The organism is Streptomyces sp. NRRL F-2580, assembly GCF_000720115.1.
Lineage (GTDB): Bacteria > Actinomycetota > Actinomycetes > Streptomycetales > Streptomycetaceae > Streptomyces.
Map to the genome: position 1 here is coordinate 1 of NZ_JOIR01000055.1, position 16,279 is coordinate 16,279.

Consider the following 16,279-nt stretch of genomic DNA (forward strand, 5'->3'; position numbering starts at 1 on the left):
CGAGCTGCGCACCCAGGCCGGCGACGTCACCGTCGGCGCCGCCCGCGGAGTCTGCGCCTCCCTCGACGCCGGCACCGGCTACGGCCGCATCCACAACGCCCTCAACAACACCGACGGCGCCGCCGCCGGCCTCACCATCCACGCCACCACCGCCTACGGCGACATCACCGCCCGCAGCATCTGACCCGCACCATTCGTCATCAACATCGCCGCCGATGAAGGGCAGAAGACAGTGAGCACCACGCAGAACTACCAGGCCGCCGAGCAGCTCCTCCGCCGCCCCGCCCGCCCCGGCGAGCTCGTCGTCGGCGACAAGGTCAGGCCGCAGTGGATCGACGGAGGTGCCCGCTTCTGGTACGCGGTGAGCCACGGCGACGGCAAGCGGTTCGTGCTGGCCGACCCGGCGGCGGGCACCCGCGAACCGGCCTTCGACCACGCCCGGCTCGCCGCCGCGCTGGCCGCCGCCTCCGGGCAGCAGGTCGACCCCGAGGCCCTGCCCTTCATGGGGATAGAACTGGCCGGAAACGCCGTTGAGTTCTACGCGCTCGGCGAGTACTGGCGCTGCGACCTGGACGACTTCGTCTGCGAGCGGGCCGAGTTCACACCGCCCGGCAGCCCCCTCGAAGTGCCCTCCCCCGACGGGAAGTTCGCCGTGTCCCGGCGCGGGCACGACCTGTGGGCGCGCTCGCTGGCCGACGGCCGCGAGTGGGCGCTCACCACCGACGGCGAGGCCGACCACCAGTACGGCACCGGCCCGGACTGCACGGCCAACGCCACCCTGCTGCGCAAGATCGGCCTGCCGCACCTGCCGCCCGCGGTGGCCTGGTCCCCCGACTCGACGAAGATCCTGACGCACCGCACCGACGAGCGCGCCGTCCGCCGGACCCACCTCGTGGAGGCCCGCCCCGCCGACGGCGGCGCGCCCGTGGTCCACACCCAGCGGTACGCCTACGCCGGTGACGAGCACATGCCGCTGGCCGAGCTGGTCGTACTGGACGTCGCCGCGGGCACGGTGGTCCGCGCCCGGGCCGAGCCGCTGCTCATGCCGCAGATGTCGCCGGTCACGGCCAAGTGGGCGTGGTGGGCTCCGGACGGCTCGGCCGTCCACTACCTCGACCGCCCCCGCGACCTGCGCACGCTCACCCTGCACCGGCTGGACCCGGCCACCGGCGAGGTCACCACCGTCCTCAGCGAGAGCGGGGACACCCGGGTCGAGCCCAACCAGTGGGCGTTCGAGCCGCCGATCGTGCGCGTGCTGGCCGACGAGGTGCTCTGGTACTCGCAGCGCGACGGCTGGGGCCACCTGTACCGGTACGACCTGCGCACCGGCGCCCTGCTCGGCCAGGTCACCTCCGGGCCGTGGGCGGTGCGGCAGATCCTGCGCGTCGACGAGGCCGAGCGGGTGGTGTACTTCACCGCCTCCGGGCTGGTCGAGGAGGACCCGTACCGGCGCACGGTGTGCCGGGCCGCCCTCGACGGATCGGGCTTCGCCAAGGTCACGGACGACGGGCTGGACCACGTCGTCACCCTGCCCGCCGACGGCCGCACGTACTTCATCGACTCGGCGTCCACCGTCGACACCCCGCCGGTGACCTGCGTCCGCGACTGGGCGGGGCGGGTGCTGGTCGAGCTGGAGCGCGCCGACATCACCAAGCTCACCGCCACCGGCTGGACGGCGCCGGAACGCTTCCGCGTCAAGGCGGCCGACGGGGTGACGGACATCTACGGGGTGCTGTACCGGCCCCATGGCTTCGACCCCTACCGGCAGTACCCGGTGGTGGACAACCTCTACCCCGGCCCGCAGGTCAACCGGGTCGCCCCGTGCTTCGACCCCGGCGGCACGGGCCTCGACGCCGAACCCCTCGCCGCGCTGGGCTTCGTGGTCGTGGCACTGGACGGGCGGGGCACCCCGGGGCGCGGCAAGGCCTTCCACGACGCCTCCTACGGCCGCCTGGCCGACGCCGGCTGCCTCGCCGACCACGCGGCGGCGCTGCGGCAGCTGGCCGGGACCCGGCCGTGGATGGACCTGGGCCGGGTGGGCGTGTTCGGCCACTCCGGCGGCGGGTTCGCCGCGGCCCGCGCGATGCTGGACTTCCCCGAGGTGTACAAGGCCGGGGTCGCCCTCTCCGGCTCGCACGACGCCCGCCACTTCAACCTGGGCTTCGTGGAGAGCTACGACGGCGCGGACAACCCCGAGGCCTGGGCCCGTACCTCCAACGTGGACCTCGCGGACCGGCTGGCGGGCAAGCTGCTGCTCGTCCACGGCGCGATGGACGACCAGGTCCACCCGGACCAGACCCTGCGGTTCGCCGACCGGCTCATCGCCGCCGACAAGGACTTCGAGCTGCTCATCGTGCCCGGGGCCGAGCACACGCTGCTCGACTGCCTGGCCTACGTCCGCAAGCGGGCCTGGGACTTCCTGGTGCGCGAGCTGATGGGCACGCGGCCGCCCGCCTACCGCCCCGCCGCCATCGCCCTCGGCCCCGAGCTGCTCGGCGAGCTGTTCTCCTGAGCCGCGGCCCCGCGCGTCAGCGGGGGGCGGCCTTCAGGGCGGCGCGGGCGACCGCCTTCGCCTTGTCCTGGCACTCCGACGTCTTGTACGGGCTCGCGTACAGGCCCACCCAGACGGAGAGGTTGCCCTCGCGCACGGCGAGGGCGCACGTCCAGTCGAGGCTGGGGCTCCCCCAGTAGGCCTCCGTCCCGAAGGTCAGGTTCGGAGCCGCGGTCTTTCCGGCCGCGTCCACCCGGAAGCGGGCCCGCTGGGCGTCCGCGTTGTGCGTCGCGTCCCCGCCGAGACTGAGTTCCCAGCGGACGAGGGCGCGGGGCGAGGCGGCCTGGCCGAGCCCGTTCCAGGTGCAGCCCGTACGCACGCCCCAGGCCTCCACGGAGCGCGTGTCGAGGGACGGCACCGGACGCTCCAGGGACAGCTGCCCGTGCGTGTCCTGGCAGGTGGGAACGGCCTTGTAGGCGACGGGGGCGTTCATCCGGTCCCGTACGTACGCCACCACCCCGGTGCCGGCCACCAGCAACACGGCGGCCGCCGCCAGGGCCGTGATCCGGCGCCGGTCGCGCCACGGGCTCCGCGACAACGGGCTCGGCTCGGTGGGCCGTTCCGTCGGACGGGGCGGAACGGGCGGGACCTTCGGGACGGGCGGGGGCGGCGCGTCGTGCGTCCGGTCCGCGACCTGCTCCTCGTCCGGTACGGGCACGGGTGCGGGTGCGGGTGCCGGCGTAGGCGTGGGCACGGGTGCGGGTGCCGGCGTAGGCGTGGGCACGTGCGTGGGTTCCGGGGCAGGCGGCGAAGGCTGCGGTTCCGGTTCGGCGGCCGGGCCGCCGCCGAGCAGCCCGTCGATCTGCGCCCGCTGCGCGGCGAGCATCCCGTACACGGCGGAGGGCCACTGCCGCCCCGCCGGGGTGACCGGCCCGATCAGCTCGCGCAGCTGCGCCGGGGACGGCCTGGCCTCCGGGTCCTTGGCCAGGCAGCGCGCGACGAGGTCGCGCAGGCCCGCCGGGACCGCGCTGAGGTCCGGCTCGCCGTGCGCCACGTCGTACAGCGTCTTGAGCGTGGAGGTCCCGGCGAAGGGGCTGCGGCCCGTCAGCGCCATGACCAGCACGGACCCGAGGGAGAAGACGTCACTGGCGGGCGTGAGCGGCTTGCCCTCGGCCTGCTCGGGCGACATGTACGCGGGCGAACCGACGACCCACCCCGTACGCGTCAGCCCGGTGTCGCCCTCGGCCTCGCCCTCGGTGACCCGTGCGATGCCGAGGTCGATGACGCGGACGCCGTCCTCGGCGAGGAGCACGTTGTCGGGCTTGAGGTCCCGGTGGACGAGCCCGGCCCGGTGGATCTCCGCCAGGGCCGACGTCAGGCCGGCCGCGAGGCGGCGTACGACGTCCTCCGGCAGCACCCCGACCGCCTTGACCACGGCCCCCAGCGAGGGCCCGGCCACGAACACCGAGGCCAACCAGGGCGTCGGCGCGTCCGGATCGGCATCGATCACCGCGGCCGTGTAGGCCCCGGACACCTTGCGCGAAGCGGTGACCTCACGGCGGAACCGGGCCCGGAAGCCCTCGTCGTCGGCGAAGTGCGCGAGCACCTGCTTGACGGCGACGAGCCGCCCGTCCGGCCCGGCGCCCAACAGCACCCGGCCCATCCCGCCCTGCCCGAGCACGCCGACGACCTCGAACGGCCCCACGTGCGTCGGGCCGCCCGGCCCTACGTGCTCCATAGCCTCTGCTCCCCCGGATCCCCTGCCCCCAGTCGGGAGCGGATCATACAGAGACGGCCCTCACGAACGCCGAGAAAGCCGAAGGGTGGACGGTGAAGAAGGGACCGTCGGGGTTCTTGGAATCCCGGACGGCGACGAGACACGGCTGAGCGGCGACCTCGACGCAGTTGCCGCCGGTGTCGCCGCTGTACGAGGACTTACTCCAGGCGACGGCGCCGAGGGGGGCGCACTCGACGCACTGACCACCGGTGTCACCGCTGTACGAGGACTTACGCCACCGCGCGCCCGACAGGTTCTGGATGGTCTCCATAGCGCTCCTCCAATACGCGGGCGATCAGGGCCGCCGAATCCTCCAGTGGGAGGGCGGCGGCCTGCAAATGATCGTATCGGAGCGAACCTTCCTTGAGAGCCTGCGGATTGGCCGTCATATGGCCCTGGACGAAGTCCTCGGTATAGACAAGGTCATGCTCGTCTTCGAGCCGCAGGAGGGTGAACGACCCCATCTGCCCCGCATGGGCTCCCGATCCGAACGGCAGGATCTGCACCTGCACCCACTGGCGCCTCTGCATAGCGAGCAAGTGGACAAGTTGCTCCCTCATGACCTCCCGACCACCGACCTCCTGATGCAGCACCGCCTCGCTCAGCACCGCCCAACTCAGTGGCGGGTTCTCGCGGTCGAGGATCCGCTGCCGCTCCATCCGGGCTGCCACTTTCGCGTCGAGGTTGTCCTCGCTCCATGCCCCCAGTACGGCCCGCGCGTACGCCTCGGTCTGCAACAGACCATCCACCAGCTGCGCCTGGAACGAGGAGATGTACGCCGCCCGGGCCTCCATCTCCGCGTACGCCTGGAACCACGTCGGCAGCACGCTCCGCAGGACCAGCCCCACCAGCCGGGAGAAGTGCCCGTCGGTGCCCAGCGCCGCGTCGACCCGTTCGGAGAAGTCCCGCGTCGGCACCCGCTTCGTGTTCTCCACCTGGCCGATCAGCGAGCCGGTGCAGTAGATGATGTCGCCCAGCTGCGACTGCTTCAGCCCGGCGCCCTCGCGCAGCCGACGCAGTTCGTAGCCGTAGTAATCCAGCGGTGAGGCGCTGGGATCGAGATCGCGCACGCCGACCATGGACGGTCACCCCCAAGCGAGTTGTGGTTCCGTAGCCGAGCGTAATCGTCCGGCTGCGGACAGGTGGCATGAATCACGCAATCGGCCGTCGCCGCAGTTGAGCGTGAGCGCGCCACCGCCGTTGAGGATTCCGCCGCCGCCCCGCTGCTGTCCGAGGGGCCGTCGCGGACGGTGAGGCTGCTGAGGGGGGGTCAGGGGCGAGGAAGAGTCGGTGGCGCGAAACGGGGCCCGCCGCGCTCCGCCCCCCGCCGGGACCAGCCGGGGCCGCCCGCCCGGGCCCCGGCATGGACCCCTACCCGGCGGTAGGGCAGCATGGGCCGACCAGTCGCAGCTCAGGAGGAACCCATGGCCGCCCACCCCAAGCCGGAGACCCTCGCCGCCTTCGAGGCCGCCAAGGGGTTCATGCCCGTACGGGAGGGGCTCGCGCTGTACGAGGCGGCCGCTGCCGCGGCGTCGCTGGGGCTGCCGCTGCTGGAGGTGGGGACGTACTGCGGCCGGTCCACGATCCTGCTGGCCGACGCCGCCCGTGAGGCCGGCGTGGCGGCGATCACCGTCGACCACCACCGGGGCAGCGAGGAGCAGCAGCCGGGCTGGGAGTACCACGACCCGACGGTCGTGGACCCGGAGATCGGCCTGATGGACACGCTGCCCACCTTCCGCCGGACCCTGCACAAGGCCGGTCTCGAAGACCACGTGATCGCGGTCGTGGGCCGGTCCCCGCAGGTCGCGGCGGCCTGGGGCGGCAAGCTCGGTTTCGTCTTCATCGACGGCGGCCACACCGACGAGCACGCCACCGGTGACTACGAGGGCTGGGCCCCGCACGTCGCGGAGGGCGGCACGCTGGTCATCCACGACGTGTTCCCGGATCCGGCCGACGGCGGGCAGGCCCCGTACCGGATCTACCTGCGGGCCCTGGCCTCCGGCGCCTTCGAGGAGATCTCGGTCACCGACTCGCTGCGGGTGCTGCGCCGCACGGGCCCGGGCATCTGAGCCGACGAACGGCGGACCGACAATCGCACCACGCCCCCGGATGGCCCAGGGACCGGCCGGGCCGCCGTGCGGCGGTCTAGCATCGCCGCGTGCGCAAAGACGACAGTGCCCCGCCCCCCGAGTCCGGTTCCTCGGTCAGTCCGGACCGGCCCTGGTTCACCCGACGCTCCACGCTGGTCGTCGGGGTCGCCGCGCTCGCCCCGGCCGCTCTGGCGGGCTGGGTGCTGACCCAGGTACTGGCCGGCTCCGGGTCCGACGGGCAGCAGCCCCGGCCGCTGCCCGCCTCGCACTCGTCCCTGTCTCCGGGCCAGCGGGACGCGAAGCCGGGGTCCACCCCGAGCGGCAGCCCGACCGCGGGCGCGAGTACGCCCGCGGCGGCCCCCGTACCCGCGCCCGCGAAGGGCGCGCTCGCGGGCAAGACGGTGGTCGTCGACCCCGGCCACAACACGGGCAACTTCAAGCACACCGACGAGATCGACCAGCAGGTCGACATCGGCACGGGCCACAAGGAGTGCGACACCACCGGCACCACCACCAACTCCGGCTACATGGAGGCGGAGTTCACCTACGACGTGTCCCTGCGCCTGCGGGCGGCCCTGGAGGCCCAGGGCGCGAAGGTGGTCCTCACCCACCAGCAGGACCGGCCCTGGGGCCCCTGCATCACCGAGCGGGCCCGCATCGGCAACGAGGCGAACGCCGACGCCGTCGTCTCCGTCCACGCCGACGGGGTGTCCGCGGGCAGCCGCGGCTTCCACGTCATCCTCCCGGCCAAGGTCAAGGGCGGCGCCGCGGACACCTCGAAGATCGTCGGACCCTCCCGCGAGCTCGGCGAGCGGATCGCCGGGAACTTCGCCCGCACCACGGGCTCGGCTCCCGCCAACTACCTCGGGGGCGGTACCGGTTTGGTCGTCCGTGACGACCTGGGCGGACTGAACCTGTCAACTCGGCCCAAGGTGTTCATCGAATGCGGCAACATGCGTGATGCCAAGGACGCGGCGCAGCTGACGAGTCCGGAGTGGCGGCAGAAGGCGGCGCAGGGCATCGCGGACGGCATCGTCGGCTTCCTCGGCGGGTAGGCCCCCTCGGCAGCCCCGCCGGGGCTGCTCGCCGCCCCGATCCTCTCGGCCGCGGGGAACGTCCGTACCATGGTGCCGCCCGACCTGCTGCAGGAACGACCTGCGACCGCGGCACCACGAGACGACCGAGACCGAGAAGGACACCTAAGACGTGAACATCCGCTCCCTCACTCGAGGCGACGGCGTGGTGATCGGAGCAGCGGTGCTGCTGTTCATCGCCTCGTTCCTCGATTTCTACTCCGCGACGGGTGGTGACCTCCCGAGCGCGTGGGACACCGACGCCTACCGTCTGGCGCTGCCCAGCGTCTTCCTGCTCGGCTTCATCGCCGCCGGCCTGCTCATCGCGGCCCGTTTCCAGCCGGAGTCCCGCAAGGTGTTGGGCTTCCCGCTGACGGCGTGGGGCACCGTGCTCGCCGTCTCGGCCGCCTGGTCCGCGCTGTGGGCCCTGATCACCTGCCCGAGCCAGCTCGACCTGGGCGCCGGCGCCGTCATCGCCTTCCTCGCCACCCTGGCGCTGGCCGGCGTGGCCGTGGCCGGTGCGAAGATCCCGGCCCTGGCGGGCCAGCTGGTGCCGGAGCCGAAGCCGGCCGCGGTGCCGCCGTACGGGGGCCAGCCCCAGCCGGGTGCCGGGTACGGCTACCCGGGCGGCCGGCAGCCCTACGGTTCCACCCCGCAGCCGGTCCCGCCGTACGGCGGCACCCCGACGCCGGCGCCGCAGGACGCCCACCAGCCGGCTCCGGCGCCCGCCCCGGCGGCGGACTTCACCCCGTTCTGGTTCGCGGTCCCGGTGGCCCGCCCCCTCTTCGCCGAGGACGGCACCCCCACCCCGATCGCCGAACTCGCCCCGGGCACCTGGTACCTGGCCGTCGAGCAGCGCGGCCCGGCCACCCTGGTCGCGCAGACCCAGGACGGCCGCCGCGGCATCCTGAACGACACCTCGGGCATCCAGCGCGGCTGAGCCCCGCTCCCGCGCACACGACGGCCCCCCGCCCTTCCGGGCGGGGGGCCGTTGCCTTACAGTCGCCAGGCATCTGACGCATCGTCAGGTACGGCTGTCGGCACCGCGGAGGGACGTTCATGCGCCTCGGACTCGCACTCGGCTACTGGGGCCGCGGCCCCCAGCCCGCCCACCTCGACCTCGCCACCGAGGCCGAGCGCCTCGGCTACGACTCGGTGTGGACCGCCGAGGCGTGGGGCTCGGACGCCTTCACCCCGCTGACCTGGATCGCCGCGCACACCTCGCGGATCCGCCTCGGCACGGCCATCGCGCAGATGGCCGCCCGCACCCCGACCGCCACCGCCATGCACGCCCTCACCCTGGACCACCTCTCCGGCGGCCGGATGATGCTGGGCCTCGGCCTGTCCGGCCCGCAGGTGGTCGAGGGCTGGTACGGGCGCCCCTTCCCCGCGAGCCCCCTCACCGCGACCCGCGAGTACGTCGACGTGATCCGACAGGTTCTGCGCCGCGAGGGCCCGGTCGCGCTGGACGGCCGCTTCCACAGCCACCCGTACCGCGGCGGGGACGGCACCGGCATGGGCAAGCCCCTGAAGCCCATCACCCATCCGCTCCGCGCCGACCTGCCGATCCTGCTGGGCGCCGAGGGACCGAAGAACATCGCCCAGACCACGCGGATCGCGGACGGCTGGCTGCCCCTGTACTGGTCGCCGACCCGCACGGACGTCTACCGGGCCGCACTGACGGACCTCCCCGAGGGCTTCATGATCGCGCCGATGGCCCGCGCCAAGGTCTGCGACGACGTCGCCGAGGGGCTCCTTCCGGTCAAGGCGATGCTCTGCTTCTACATCGGCGGCATGGGCCACGCGGCCCGCAACTTCCACGCCGACCTGATGGCCCGGATGGGCTACGAGGAGGAGGCCCGCCGCATCCAGGAGCTGTTCCTCGCCGGCCGCAAGGAGGAAGCGGTCCTGGCCGTCCCGGACGCGTTCGCCGACGAGATCTCCCTGGTCGGCCCCCGCGAGCGGATCGCCGAGCGCCTGGAGCTGTGGCGCAAGGGCCCGGTCACCGACCTCCTCGTGACGGCCCCGGACCCGCACACCCTGCGCGTCCTGGCGGAGCTCAACGGCTAGAACTTCGCGATGTCCTTGTGGATCACTTCGGCGCTGTCGAAGTGGTACGCGGCCAGGCGCACCTTGAGCGGATGACCGGCCGGGGCCTTGATGACGACGTTGGGCGTCTCCTCCACGGTGCCGCCGTAACAGCCGGGTTCGGAGATGAGGGAGCTCCATCCGTCCCCGCCGGCCTTCGGGTCGTTCCACTGCACCCAGGCGCAGGCCTTGTCACCGCCGGTCGCCCGCACCGAGATGATCCTGACGGAGTTCACCGCTCCGTCGACGCGCTCGTAGGTCACCGATCCGGTGCTGTGGTGGAGGTTGGCGCCGGCCTCCAGGGGGATCGTGAGGGCGGTGGGCTCGGCCGCGGCCGGGGTCGCCGATCCCGCTAGCGTCACGGCCGTCACGGCGAGGGCGGCAGACAGGGCAGATATCCGCATGTTCCGTCTCCACAAGGCTAGTTGGGACGTCACACCCTACCCTGCGGGCCGTTCCGGACCCCGGGCGCGTGCTGTCGCGACGGCACTCCCGGTGGCAGACTCCTCGGTCATGGCGAACAGCGGGCTGTGGGTCGGCGTCCTCACCGCGCTGACCGCGCTCGGAGCCAGCTGGATGACCGCCCGGGCGACCTCCCGCGCGGCGCTGGCCCAGGCCCGGACCACCGCGACGGCACAGGCCCTTCGCGAACAGCGCGACCGGCGCCGGTCCACCTACCGGGAGATGATGAACTGCGCCCACGCGTTCAACGAGGTCACTTGGCAGATCAACGACGTCGACGCGGCGCGTGACCGCGAGACCAAGGACCAGCTCCTGACGCCGGCCTGAACCCCCGACGGTGTCGGGCACCGGGCCGGCTAGGTCCGGTCCGGGTCGTCCGCCTGGGGGACGGCCTCCAGCAGCTCGCGCACGTCCAGCGGCATGACCGCGATCTCGATGCTCCCGCCGCCCTCGTAGGTACAGGTGACGATCCGCGAGCCGGGGTTGATGACGATGCCCTCCTTCACGGAGGGGACCCGCACCCCGGTGGCCCGCCCGCCGGGCAGCGGTACGGGCTCACCGCGCTCGGGGACCCAGCGGGCTGCGCCCCCGTCGGCGTACAGCCGCCCGGCCCGCCAGCGCCCCTCGCCGGCGGGCCGGCGCGCCATCCCGGGGATCCCGGGCACGGGGCCGGCGGCCGTCCGCGCGAGGTGCTTGCGCCGCACCAGCCACGCGGCTCCGGCGGCCCCGGCGGCGAGGAACACGTACTCGATCATCCGCCCATTGAAACAGGCCGCGGCCGGGCGGCGGGCCGGGCGGCGGGCTCAGCCGCCGCCCAGCTGTGACGTGCTCGGGACCTTGTCGACGACGTCCGCGCCCGCGCTCTTGCCGGCGTCCTTGACGCTGCTGATGACGTCGTCGAAGGAGTTGATGTCGGCGTCGCCGGCCTGGCCCTTGCGGAGTTTGCTGCCGAGGCCCTTGAGGGACTCGATGCCCGCCGTCAGCGGGGCCATGGCCTTCGACAGCAGCGGGTCGCCCTTGGCGTTGTCGGCCGCCGCCTTCAGCCGGTTGTACGCGAACGCCCCCGCGAGGCCCGCCTTGATGAGCGCGAAGGTCCGGCCCTTGGCGCCCTTCTTGAACTTGCCCGCGCGGTACGGCTTGACGATCCACTGGTAGGTCGCACCCGCCGCGAGGCCCGCGTTGGCCACGAAGCGCGTCTTGGCGAACTTCTGCTTCTCGGCGGACGTGCTGGGCGACGGCGTCACCGCGGCCAGTTCGTCGGCCTCGGCCGCGACGGGCTCCGCCGCCGCGAGCGCGGCCAGCTCCCCCATCGACGCGGCGGACAGTTCCTCGCGCGGGCCGCTGCCGCCGCTGCCGCAGGCGGTCGCGCCGACCATCAGCGCGGTGGAGAGGACCACCGCCGTGACGGCACGGCGGAATCGGACGGTCGTGGGTACGGGCACGGTTTCCTCCGGGGACTGAGGCGTCCCTCGCAGCCTCACCCCGGCCCCACGGTCCCGCCACTCGCGGGACCCGTTCGGGGGTTTGCCGTCCGCCAACGCGGCAACACGCGGCACATGCCCACACACACCCGAGTACACGCCCGAGGAAGCAGTCAGGCCGGGCGGGCCGTCGCACTGGTGGCGGACGTACTGGCCTTCGTGATCGCCCTGTGGATCCTGATGTACCTGCTGGACGCCAACCGGGGCAACGAGCTCGTGGAGTTCGTCCACGACACCGCCAGCTGGCTGGCCGGCTGGTCCTACGACCTGTTCACCTTCAGCAAGGAATGGGTCCAGGTCGTCTTCGGCTACGGCGTGGCCGCCGTGGTCTACCTCCTCGTCGGCCACGCCGTCGCCGGCTGGCTCTACCGCCGCTGACGCCGGCCCCGGCTCAGCGGCAGCAGTCCGGCTCCAGCCCGGCCGGGAGCGAGGTCCCGCCGAACACCTCGGTGGTGGCCTCGTCCCCGCCCAGCGCCGCCACGGCGAGCAGCAGGGACCCGGCGGTCCAAGTGGTCTGCTCGACGGGCCAGACCGCCTCGTCCTGGAAGACGTAGCCCGTCCAGTACATGCCGTTGTCGGCGCGCAGGTGGCCGATCGAGCGCAGGACCTCCAGCGCCCGGTCCGACTCGCCCGTCGCCCACAGCGCGAGCGCCAGCTCGCAGGACTCGCCGCCCGTCACCCACGGGTTCGGCAGGACGCAGCGCACGCCGAGGTCCGGGACCACGAACTCGTCCCAGCGCTCCTCGATGCGCGCCGTGGCCTCGGCGCCGGTCAGGGCGCCGCCGAGGACCGGGTAGTACCAGTCCATCGAGTAGTGGTTCTTGTCGAGGAACCGCTCGGGGTGGCGCCGGATCGCGTGCCGCAGGGCGCCCGCGGCGAGCTCCCAGTCGGGCTGCGGCTCCTCGCGGTGCTCGGCGATGGCCAGGGCGCAGCGCAGCGCCTGGTGGATGGAGGAGGAGCCGGTGAGGAGGGCGTCGGTGACGGCGGTGCCGTCGGCCTCCCGCTTCCAGCCGATCTCGCCGCCCGGCTGCTGGAGCGTCAGGACGCACTCGACGGCCGCGTAGACGGCCGGCCACATGCGGTCGAGGAAGGTGTCGTCGCCGGTGGACAGGTAGTGGTGCCAGACGCCGACGGCTATGTAGGCGGTGAAGTTGCTCTCGCGGCTCGCGTCCTGCGGCTCGGCGGTGTCCACGCCGTCGGGCCGGTCGGCGTAGGCCGCGTACCAGGAGCCGTCCTGGTTCTGGTGCCGCGCCAGCCAGGCGTACGCCCGCTCGGCGGCCTCGTGCTCACCGGCCGCGTCCAGGGCCATCGCGGCCTCGGTGTGGTCCCACGGGTCGAGGTGGTGCCCGCGGAACCACGGGATGGCCCCGTCCTCGCGCTGGGCGGCGAGGATGCCCGCCACCGTCTCGGCGGCCTGCTCGGCGGTCAGTACGCCGTCCAGGACCAGGTGTTCGGTGCGCCCGGGCGAGCTCACTGGGTCGCGCCGACGGGGAGGTGGGGCTTGGTCGCGTACGCCACGAAGCTCTTGCCGATGAGCGGGTTCAGGGCCTGCTCGGCGAGGCGCGTGGCCAGCGGCTTCTTCATGATGTCCCAGACCAGGAGCTTGTGGTACGCCTTGACGGGCAGCGCCTTGTCGTTGTCGACGCCGAAGGCGCACTTGAGCCACCAGTACGGGGAGTGCAGTCCGTGCGCGTGGTGCGTGCCGTAGGGCTTGAGGCCGGCGGCCCGCATCTTGCCGAGGAGCTCGTCCGCCTTGTAGATGCGGATGTGGCCGCCCTCGACCTCGTGGTAGGCGTCGGAGAGCGCCCAGCAGATCTTCTCGGGGCCGTAGCGCGGGACGGTGATGGCGATGCGTCCGCCGGGCTTGAGCACGCGCACCATCTCGGCGAGCACGCCCTTGTCGTCGTGGATGTGCTCCATGACCTCGGAGATGATCACGACGTCGAAGGAGTCGTCGGGGAAGGGCAGGGCGAGGGCGTCGCCCTCCATCGCGGTGGCGGTGGCACCGGCCGGGGCCTCGCCGGCCTCCTTCATGGCGGCGAACCACTTGGCGACCTCGCGGATCTCCTCGCCGTTGCGGTCGACGGCGACCACCTGGGCGCCTCTCCGGTAGCACTCGAAGGCGTGCCGGCCTGCGCCGCAGCCCAGATCGAGTACGCGGTCGCCTGCGGCGAGCGGGAACCGGGAGAAATCGACGGTCAGCACGGGGTCCTGCCTTCGCGGTCGCGGGGGTGTGGGGCGGGGGTGTGGATGAGGCGGAGGGTCACCGCGCGCGGCAGGTCACCGCGCGCGGCGGGTACGGGCGGCCTGCTCGATGGCGGCGCGGTAGTGCGCGACGGTGCCTTCGGCGGCCTTGGCCCAGGTGAAGCGGGTCAGGACCCGTTCGCGCCCGGCGGCGCCGAGGCGGGCCCGCAGCTGCGGGTCGCCCAGCATCCGGCCCAGGGCGGCGGCCAGCGCGCCCGCGTCGCCCGGGGGCACCGCGAGGCAGGTCTCGCCGTCGGGTCCGGCGACTTCGGGGATCGCGCCGCCGGTGGTGGCGACGAGCGGGGTGCCGGTGGCCATGGCCTCGGCCGCCGGGAGCGAGAAACCCTCGTAGAGGGAGGGCACGCAGGCGATCTGGGCGCTGCGGACGAGGTCGACGAGTTCGGCGTCGGTGATGCCCTTGACGAAGCGGACGGCGTCCTGGAGGCCGTACGTCTCGATGGCGCGGGCGACCGGCCCCTGTTCGGCGCGCTTGCCGACGACGACGAGGTGGGCCTCGGGCTGCTCGGTGCGCAGCTTCGCGAGGGCCTCGACGAGGTACACGAGCCCCTTGAGCGGCACGTCGGCGCTGGAGGTGGTGACGATGCGGCCGGGGACCTCGGCGACGGAGGCGTCCGGCGACCACAGGTCGGTGTCGGCGCCGATGTGCACGACGTGGATGCGCTCGTCCCGGACGCCCAGGTGCTGGGCGATCTCCTGCTGGGAGGACCCGGAGACGGTGAGGACGGACGGGAGCCTGCGGGCCACGCGGCCCTGCATGCGCGTGAAGGCGTACCAGCGGCGCACGGAGGCCCGCTTCACGCGGCCCTTCGCGGCGTCGAGGTCGAGCTTGCGGTCCACGGTGATGGGGTGGTGGATCGTCGTGACCAGCGGGGCGCCGAGGTCGCCGAGGAGCCCGTACCCGAGGGTCTGGTTGTCGTGGATGACGTCGAAGTCCCCCGCGCGCGCGGTCAGATGGCGGCGGGCGCGCAGCGAGAAGGTCAGCGGCTCGGGGAAGCCGCCGGTCCACATGGTGGCTACCTCGACGGCGTCGATCCAGTCCCGGTACTCCTCGCGCTTGGGAGTGCGGAAGGGGTCGGGGCTGCGGTAGAGGTCCAGGCTCGGGAGCTCGGTGAGCGAGGCGCCCGTGTCGAGCACCGGGTAGGGCTGCGCGCCGATCACTTCGACGGAGTGCCCCAGCTGTACGAGCTCGCGCGAGAGGTGGCGGACGTAGACGCCCTGGCCGCCGCAGAACGGGTTCCCCTTATAGGTGAGGAGTGCGATGCGCAGCGGGCGGTCGCCGTCGGTGGCGGAACCCGCGAAAGGGCTCGTCACCATGGCCTCAGCGGTCACTCTCGGCCCCCTTCTCCCTGCAACTTTCGCCGGAGCGTAACCGCTCGGATAATGTAGAACAAGTTTCAGACTTGATCCGTCGAAGAGCATTGAATCTACCGGCCGGAAACTACACCGTAAGAGGCGGAGCAGGTGATTCGCGCCACGACTGCGGCGCCTGCCATGCTGACCGCGGACCAGCCCGGAATCAGCCCGCGCAACGACACGGAACGGGACACATGACAGCGGAAGTGAAGGCCGTCACCACACCGGCGTCGCCTCCCCTGACGGAGCGCCAGGAGGCGCGCCGGCGCCGCATCCTGCACGCCAGCGCGCAGCTGGCCAGCCGGGGCGGTTTCGACGCCGTCCAGATGCGCGAGGTCGCGGAGGCGGCCGGGGTGGCTCTGGGCACGCTCTACCGCTACTTCCCCTCCAAGGTGCACCTGCTGGTCGCCACCATGCAGGACCAGCTCCAGCACATGCACACCACGCTGCGCAAGCGCCCGCCGGCCGGGGACGATCCGGCGGCCCGGGTCGCGGAGACCCTGATGCGCGCCTTCCGCGCCCTCCAGCGGGAACCGCAGCTGGCCGACGCGATGGTGCGGGCACTGACCTTCGCCGACCGCAGCGTGAGCCCCGAGGTGGACACGGTGTCCCGGCTGACCACGGCGATCATCCTGGACGCGATGGGCCTGGAGGGCCCGCCGACCGCGGAACAGCTCTCGGCGGTCCGGGTCATCGAGCACACCTGGCACTCGGCGCTGATCACGTGGCTTTCCGGCCGCGCGTCGATCGCCCAGGTCAAGATCGACATCGAGACGGTGTGCCGTCTGATCGACCTGACGGCCCCGGAAAAGGCCTGAACCGACCGCTGAAGGCGGGGCGCGGGCGGCGGCCGGACGGGGCTCCGGCGGGACGGGGGGGCCGGGGGCCGGAGGGGAAGGCGTGGCGGCGCTTGTGGGGGTCGGTGTCCGCGTCGGAAATGGGATCAGTGACGCTCTGGGGGTTTCCCGCCGGCCCCATCGTCTCTCCGTGTCGGGCCGGCCCGGAAAGACCGAGGACAGCCGGGAAACCCCAAAGGAATGGGCCGGGAGTTCGAGCAAGAGACGGGGTGGTGGCATGCCCCGACAGAGCCAGGAACGCACCCGCATCGCTACGCGCTCCTCGATCACGCGTCCGCCGCCCGTTGTGCGACATCCCGTGAGTTCTCCTGAGCTTTGCTGAGTCCTTTCCCTTGTGGCCAG

The 16,279-nt window shown here is 72.9% G+C and carries 17 protein-coding genes and 1 pseudogene; 9 read left to right on the forward strand and 9 right to left on the reverse strand.

What is annotated here, in order from left to right:
* Together IF88_RS0136490 and IF88_RS0136495 are read left to right on the forward strand one after the other, a co-directional pair.
* Window positions 1-184: pseudogene (locus IF88_RS0136490) on the forward strand (hypothetical protein); the annotation flags it as partial.
* A 48-nt stretch (window positions 185-232) separates the two neighbouring features.
* Window positions 233-2,512, forward strand: coding sequence for a S9 family peptidase (locus IF88_RS0136495; RefSeq protein WP_037808378.1), 2,280 nt, complete (start codon window positions 233-235; stop codon window positions 2,510-2,512).
* A gap of 16 nt (window positions 2,513-2,528) precedes the next feature.
* On the opposite strand, the gene IF88_RS41480 is transcribed toward IF88_RS0136495, so the two are convergent.
* The 3 genes from IF88_RS41480 to IF88_RS0136510 are packed head-to-tail and all read right to left on the reverse strand — an operon-like array spanning window position 2,529 to window position 5,347.
* The gene (locus tag IF88_RS41480) at window positions 2,529-4,229 is read right to left on the reverse strand and encodes a serine/threonine-protein kinase (RefSeq protein WP_037808382.1); all 1,701 of its coding nucleotides are present in this window, start codon (window positions 4,227-4,229) and stop codon (window positions 2,529-2,531) included.
* A gap of 43 nt (window positions 4,230-4,272) precedes the next feature.
* Entirely contained in the window at window positions 4,273-4,539 is a 267-nt protein-coding gene (locus IF88_RS0136505) for a DUF397 domain-containing protein (protein ID WP_030722882.1), read from the reverse strand.
* Window positions 4,499-5,347 (reverse strand): helix-turn-helix domain-containing protein, encoded by an 849-nt coding sequence (locus tag IF88_RS0136510; RefSeq protein WP_030722885.1) that lies wholly within the window; start codon window positions 5,345-5,347, stop codon window positions 4,499-4,501. Before IF88_RS0136510 ends, IF88_RS0136505 begins: the two co-directional genes overlap by 41 nt.
* 345 nt (window positions 5,348-5,692) lie before the next feature.
* Here IF88_RS0136510 and IF88_RS0136515 point away from each other — a divergent pair, with 345 nt between their 5' ends.
* The 4 genes from IF88_RS0136515 (at window position 5,693) to IF88_RS0136530 (ending at window position 9,501) form a co-directional block, all read left to right on the forward strand.
* On the forward strand, window positions 5,693-6,337 hold the full coding sequence (locus IF88_RS0136515; RefSeq protein ID WP_030722887.1) for a class I SAM-dependent methyltransferase: 645 nt from the start codon (window positions 5,693-5,695) through the stop codon (window positions 6,335-6,337).
* Window positions 6,338-6,426: 89 nt separating this feature from the next.
* Window positions 6,427-7,413, forward strand: coding sequence for an N-acetylmuramoyl-L-alanine amidase (locus tag IF88_RS0136520; protein WP_030722889.1), 987 nt, complete (start codon window positions 6,427-6,429; stop codon window positions 7,411-7,413).
* A gap of 151 nt (window positions 7,414-7,564) precedes the next feature.
* On the forward strand, window positions 7,565-8,371 hold the full coding sequence (locus IF88_RS0136525) for a hypothetical protein (RefSeq protein ID WP_030722892.1): 807 nt from the start codon (window positions 7,565-7,567) through the stop codon (window positions 8,369-8,371).
* 119 nt (window positions 8,372-8,490) lie between these two features.
* Window positions 8,491-9,501 (forward strand): LLM class F420-dependent oxidoreductase, encoded by a 1,011-nt coding sequence (locus IF88_RS0136530; protein WP_030722895.1) that lies wholly within the window; start codon window positions 8,491-8,493, stop codon window positions 9,499-9,501.
* On the opposite strand, the gene IF88_RS0136535 is transcribed toward IF88_RS0136530, so the two are convergent.
* Window positions 9,498-9,923: a hypothetical protein gene (locus IF88_RS0136535; RefSeq protein ID WP_158754808.1), complete on the reverse strand. Its 426-nt coding sequence runs from the start codon at window positions 9,921-9,923 to the stop codon at window positions 9,498-9,500. The genes IF88_RS0136530 and IF88_RS0136535 overlap by 4 nt on opposite strands.
* Before the next feature lie 109 nt (window positions 9,924-10,032).
* Here IF88_RS0136535 and IF88_RS0136540 point away from each other — a divergent pair, with 109 nt between their 5' ends.
* On the forward strand, window positions 10,033-10,308 hold the full coding sequence (locus IF88_RS0136540; RefSeq protein ID WP_234323829.1) for a hypothetical protein: 276 nt from the start codon (window positions 10,033-10,035) through the stop codon (window positions 10,306-10,308).
* A gap of 29 nt (window positions 10,309-10,337) precedes the next feature.
* Here the strand turns inward: IF88_RS0136540 and IF88_RS0136545 are convergent, their stop codons facing one another.
* Together IF88_RS0136545 and IF88_RS0136550 are read right to left on the reverse strand one after the other, a co-directional pair.
* Complete coding sequence (locus IF88_RS0136545) at window positions 10,338-10,736, reverse strand: hypothetical protein (RefSeq protein ID WP_030722904.1); 399 nt, start codon at window positions 10,734-10,736, stop codon at window positions 10,338-10,340.
* A gap of 48 nt (window positions 10,737-10,784) precedes the next feature.
* Complete coding sequence (locus tag IF88_RS0136550) at window positions 10,785-11,357, reverse strand: hypothetical protein (RefSeq protein ID WP_051838192.1); 573 nt, start codon at window positions 11,355-11,357, stop codon at window positions 10,785-10,787.
* Between the two features lie 180 nt (window positions 11,358-11,537).
* Here IF88_RS0136550 and IF88_RS0136555 point away from each other — a divergent pair, with 180 nt between their 5' ends.
* Window positions 11,538-11,840, forward strand: coding sequence for a hypothetical protein (locus IF88_RS0136555; RefSeq protein ID WP_030722910.1), 303 nt, complete (start codon window positions 11,538-11,540; stop codon window positions 11,838-11,840).
* A 13-nt stretch (window positions 11,841-11,853) separates the two neighbouring features.
* On the opposite strand, the gene IF88_RS0136560 is transcribed toward IF88_RS0136555, so the two are convergent.
* The 3 genes from IF88_RS0136560 to IF88_RS0136570 form a co-directional block, all read right to left on the reverse strand.
* Window positions 11,854-12,936, reverse strand: coding sequence for a prenyltransferase (locus IF88_RS0136560; RefSeq protein ID WP_030722913.1), 1,083 nt, complete (start codon window positions 12,934-12,936; stop codon window positions 11,854-11,856).
* Window positions 12,933-13,667 carry a class I SAM-dependent methyltransferase gene (locus IF88_RS0136565; protein WP_030722916.1) on the reverse strand — a complete coding sequence of 245 codons (735 nt, stop codon included), beginning with the start codon at window positions 13,665-13,667 and terminating at the stop codon, window positions 12,933-12,935. Before IF88_RS0136565 ends, IF88_RS0136560 begins: the two co-directional genes overlap by 4 nt.
* A gap of 75 nt (window positions 13,668-13,742) precedes the next feature.
* Window positions 13,743-15,056, reverse strand: a complete 1,314-nt coding sequence (locus IF88_RS0136570) for a glycosyltransferase family 4 protein (protein ID WP_030722918.1) — start codon at window positions 15,054-15,056, stop codon at window positions 13,743-13,745.
* Window positions 15,057-15,274: 218 nt separating this feature from the next.
* On the opposite strand from IF88_RS0136570, the gene IF88_RS0136575 reads away from it, so the two are divergent.
* Window positions 15,275-15,898 (forward strand): TetR family transcriptional regulator, encoded by a 624-nt coding sequence (locus tag IF88_RS0136575; protein ID WP_030722921.1) that lies wholly within the window; start codon window positions 15,275-15,277, stop codon window positions 15,896-15,898.
* The last annotated feature ends 381 nt before the right edge of the window (window positions 15,899-16,279 follow it).

Coding starts and splice junctions, on each gene's coding strand:
- IF88_RS41480 (WP_037808382.1), bottom strand. CDS start 4,229: ATGGAGCACGTAGGGCCGGGCGGCCCGACGCACGTGGGGCCGTTCGAG.
- IF88_RS0136505 (WP_030722882.1), bottom strand. CDS start 4,539: ATGGAGACCATCCAGAACCTGTCGGGCGCGCGGTGGCGTAAGTCCTCG.
- IF88_RS0136510 (WP_030722885.1), bottom strand. CDS start 5,347: ATGGTCGGCGTGCGCGATCTCGATCCCAGCGCCTCACCGCTGGATTAC.
- IF88_RS0136515 (WP_030722887.1), top strand. CDS start 5,693: ATGGCCGCCCACCCCAAGCCGGAGACCCTCGCCGCCTTCGAGGCCGCC.
- IF88_RS0136530 (WP_030722895.1), top strand. CDS start 8,491: ATGCGCCTCGGACTCGCACTCGGCTACTGGGGCCGCGGCCCCCAGCCC.
- IF88_RS0136535 (WP_158754808.1), bottom strand. CDS start 9,923: ATGCGGATATCTGCCCTGTCTGCCGCCCTCGCCGTGACGGCCGTGACG.
- IF88_RS0136540 (WP_234323829.1), top strand. CDS start 10,033: ATGGCGAACAGCGGGCTGTGGGTCGGCGTCCTCACCGCGCTGACCGCG.
- IF88_RS0136545 (WP_030722904.1), bottom strand. CDS start 10,736: ATGATCGAGTACGTGTTCCTCGCCGCCGGGGCCGCCGGAGCCGCGTGG.
- IF88_RS0136550 (WP_051838192.1), bottom strand. CDS start 11,357: ATGGTCGGCGCGACCGCCTGCGGCAGCGGCGGCAGCGGCCCGCGCGAG.
- IF88_RS0136555 (WP_030722910.1), top strand. CDS start 11,538: ATGCCCACACACACCCGAGTACACGCCCGAGGAAGCAGTCAGGCCGGG.
- IF88_RS0136575 (WP_030722921.1), top strand. CDS start 15,275: ATGACAGCGGAAGTGAAGGCCGTCACCACACCGGCGTCGCCTCCCCTG.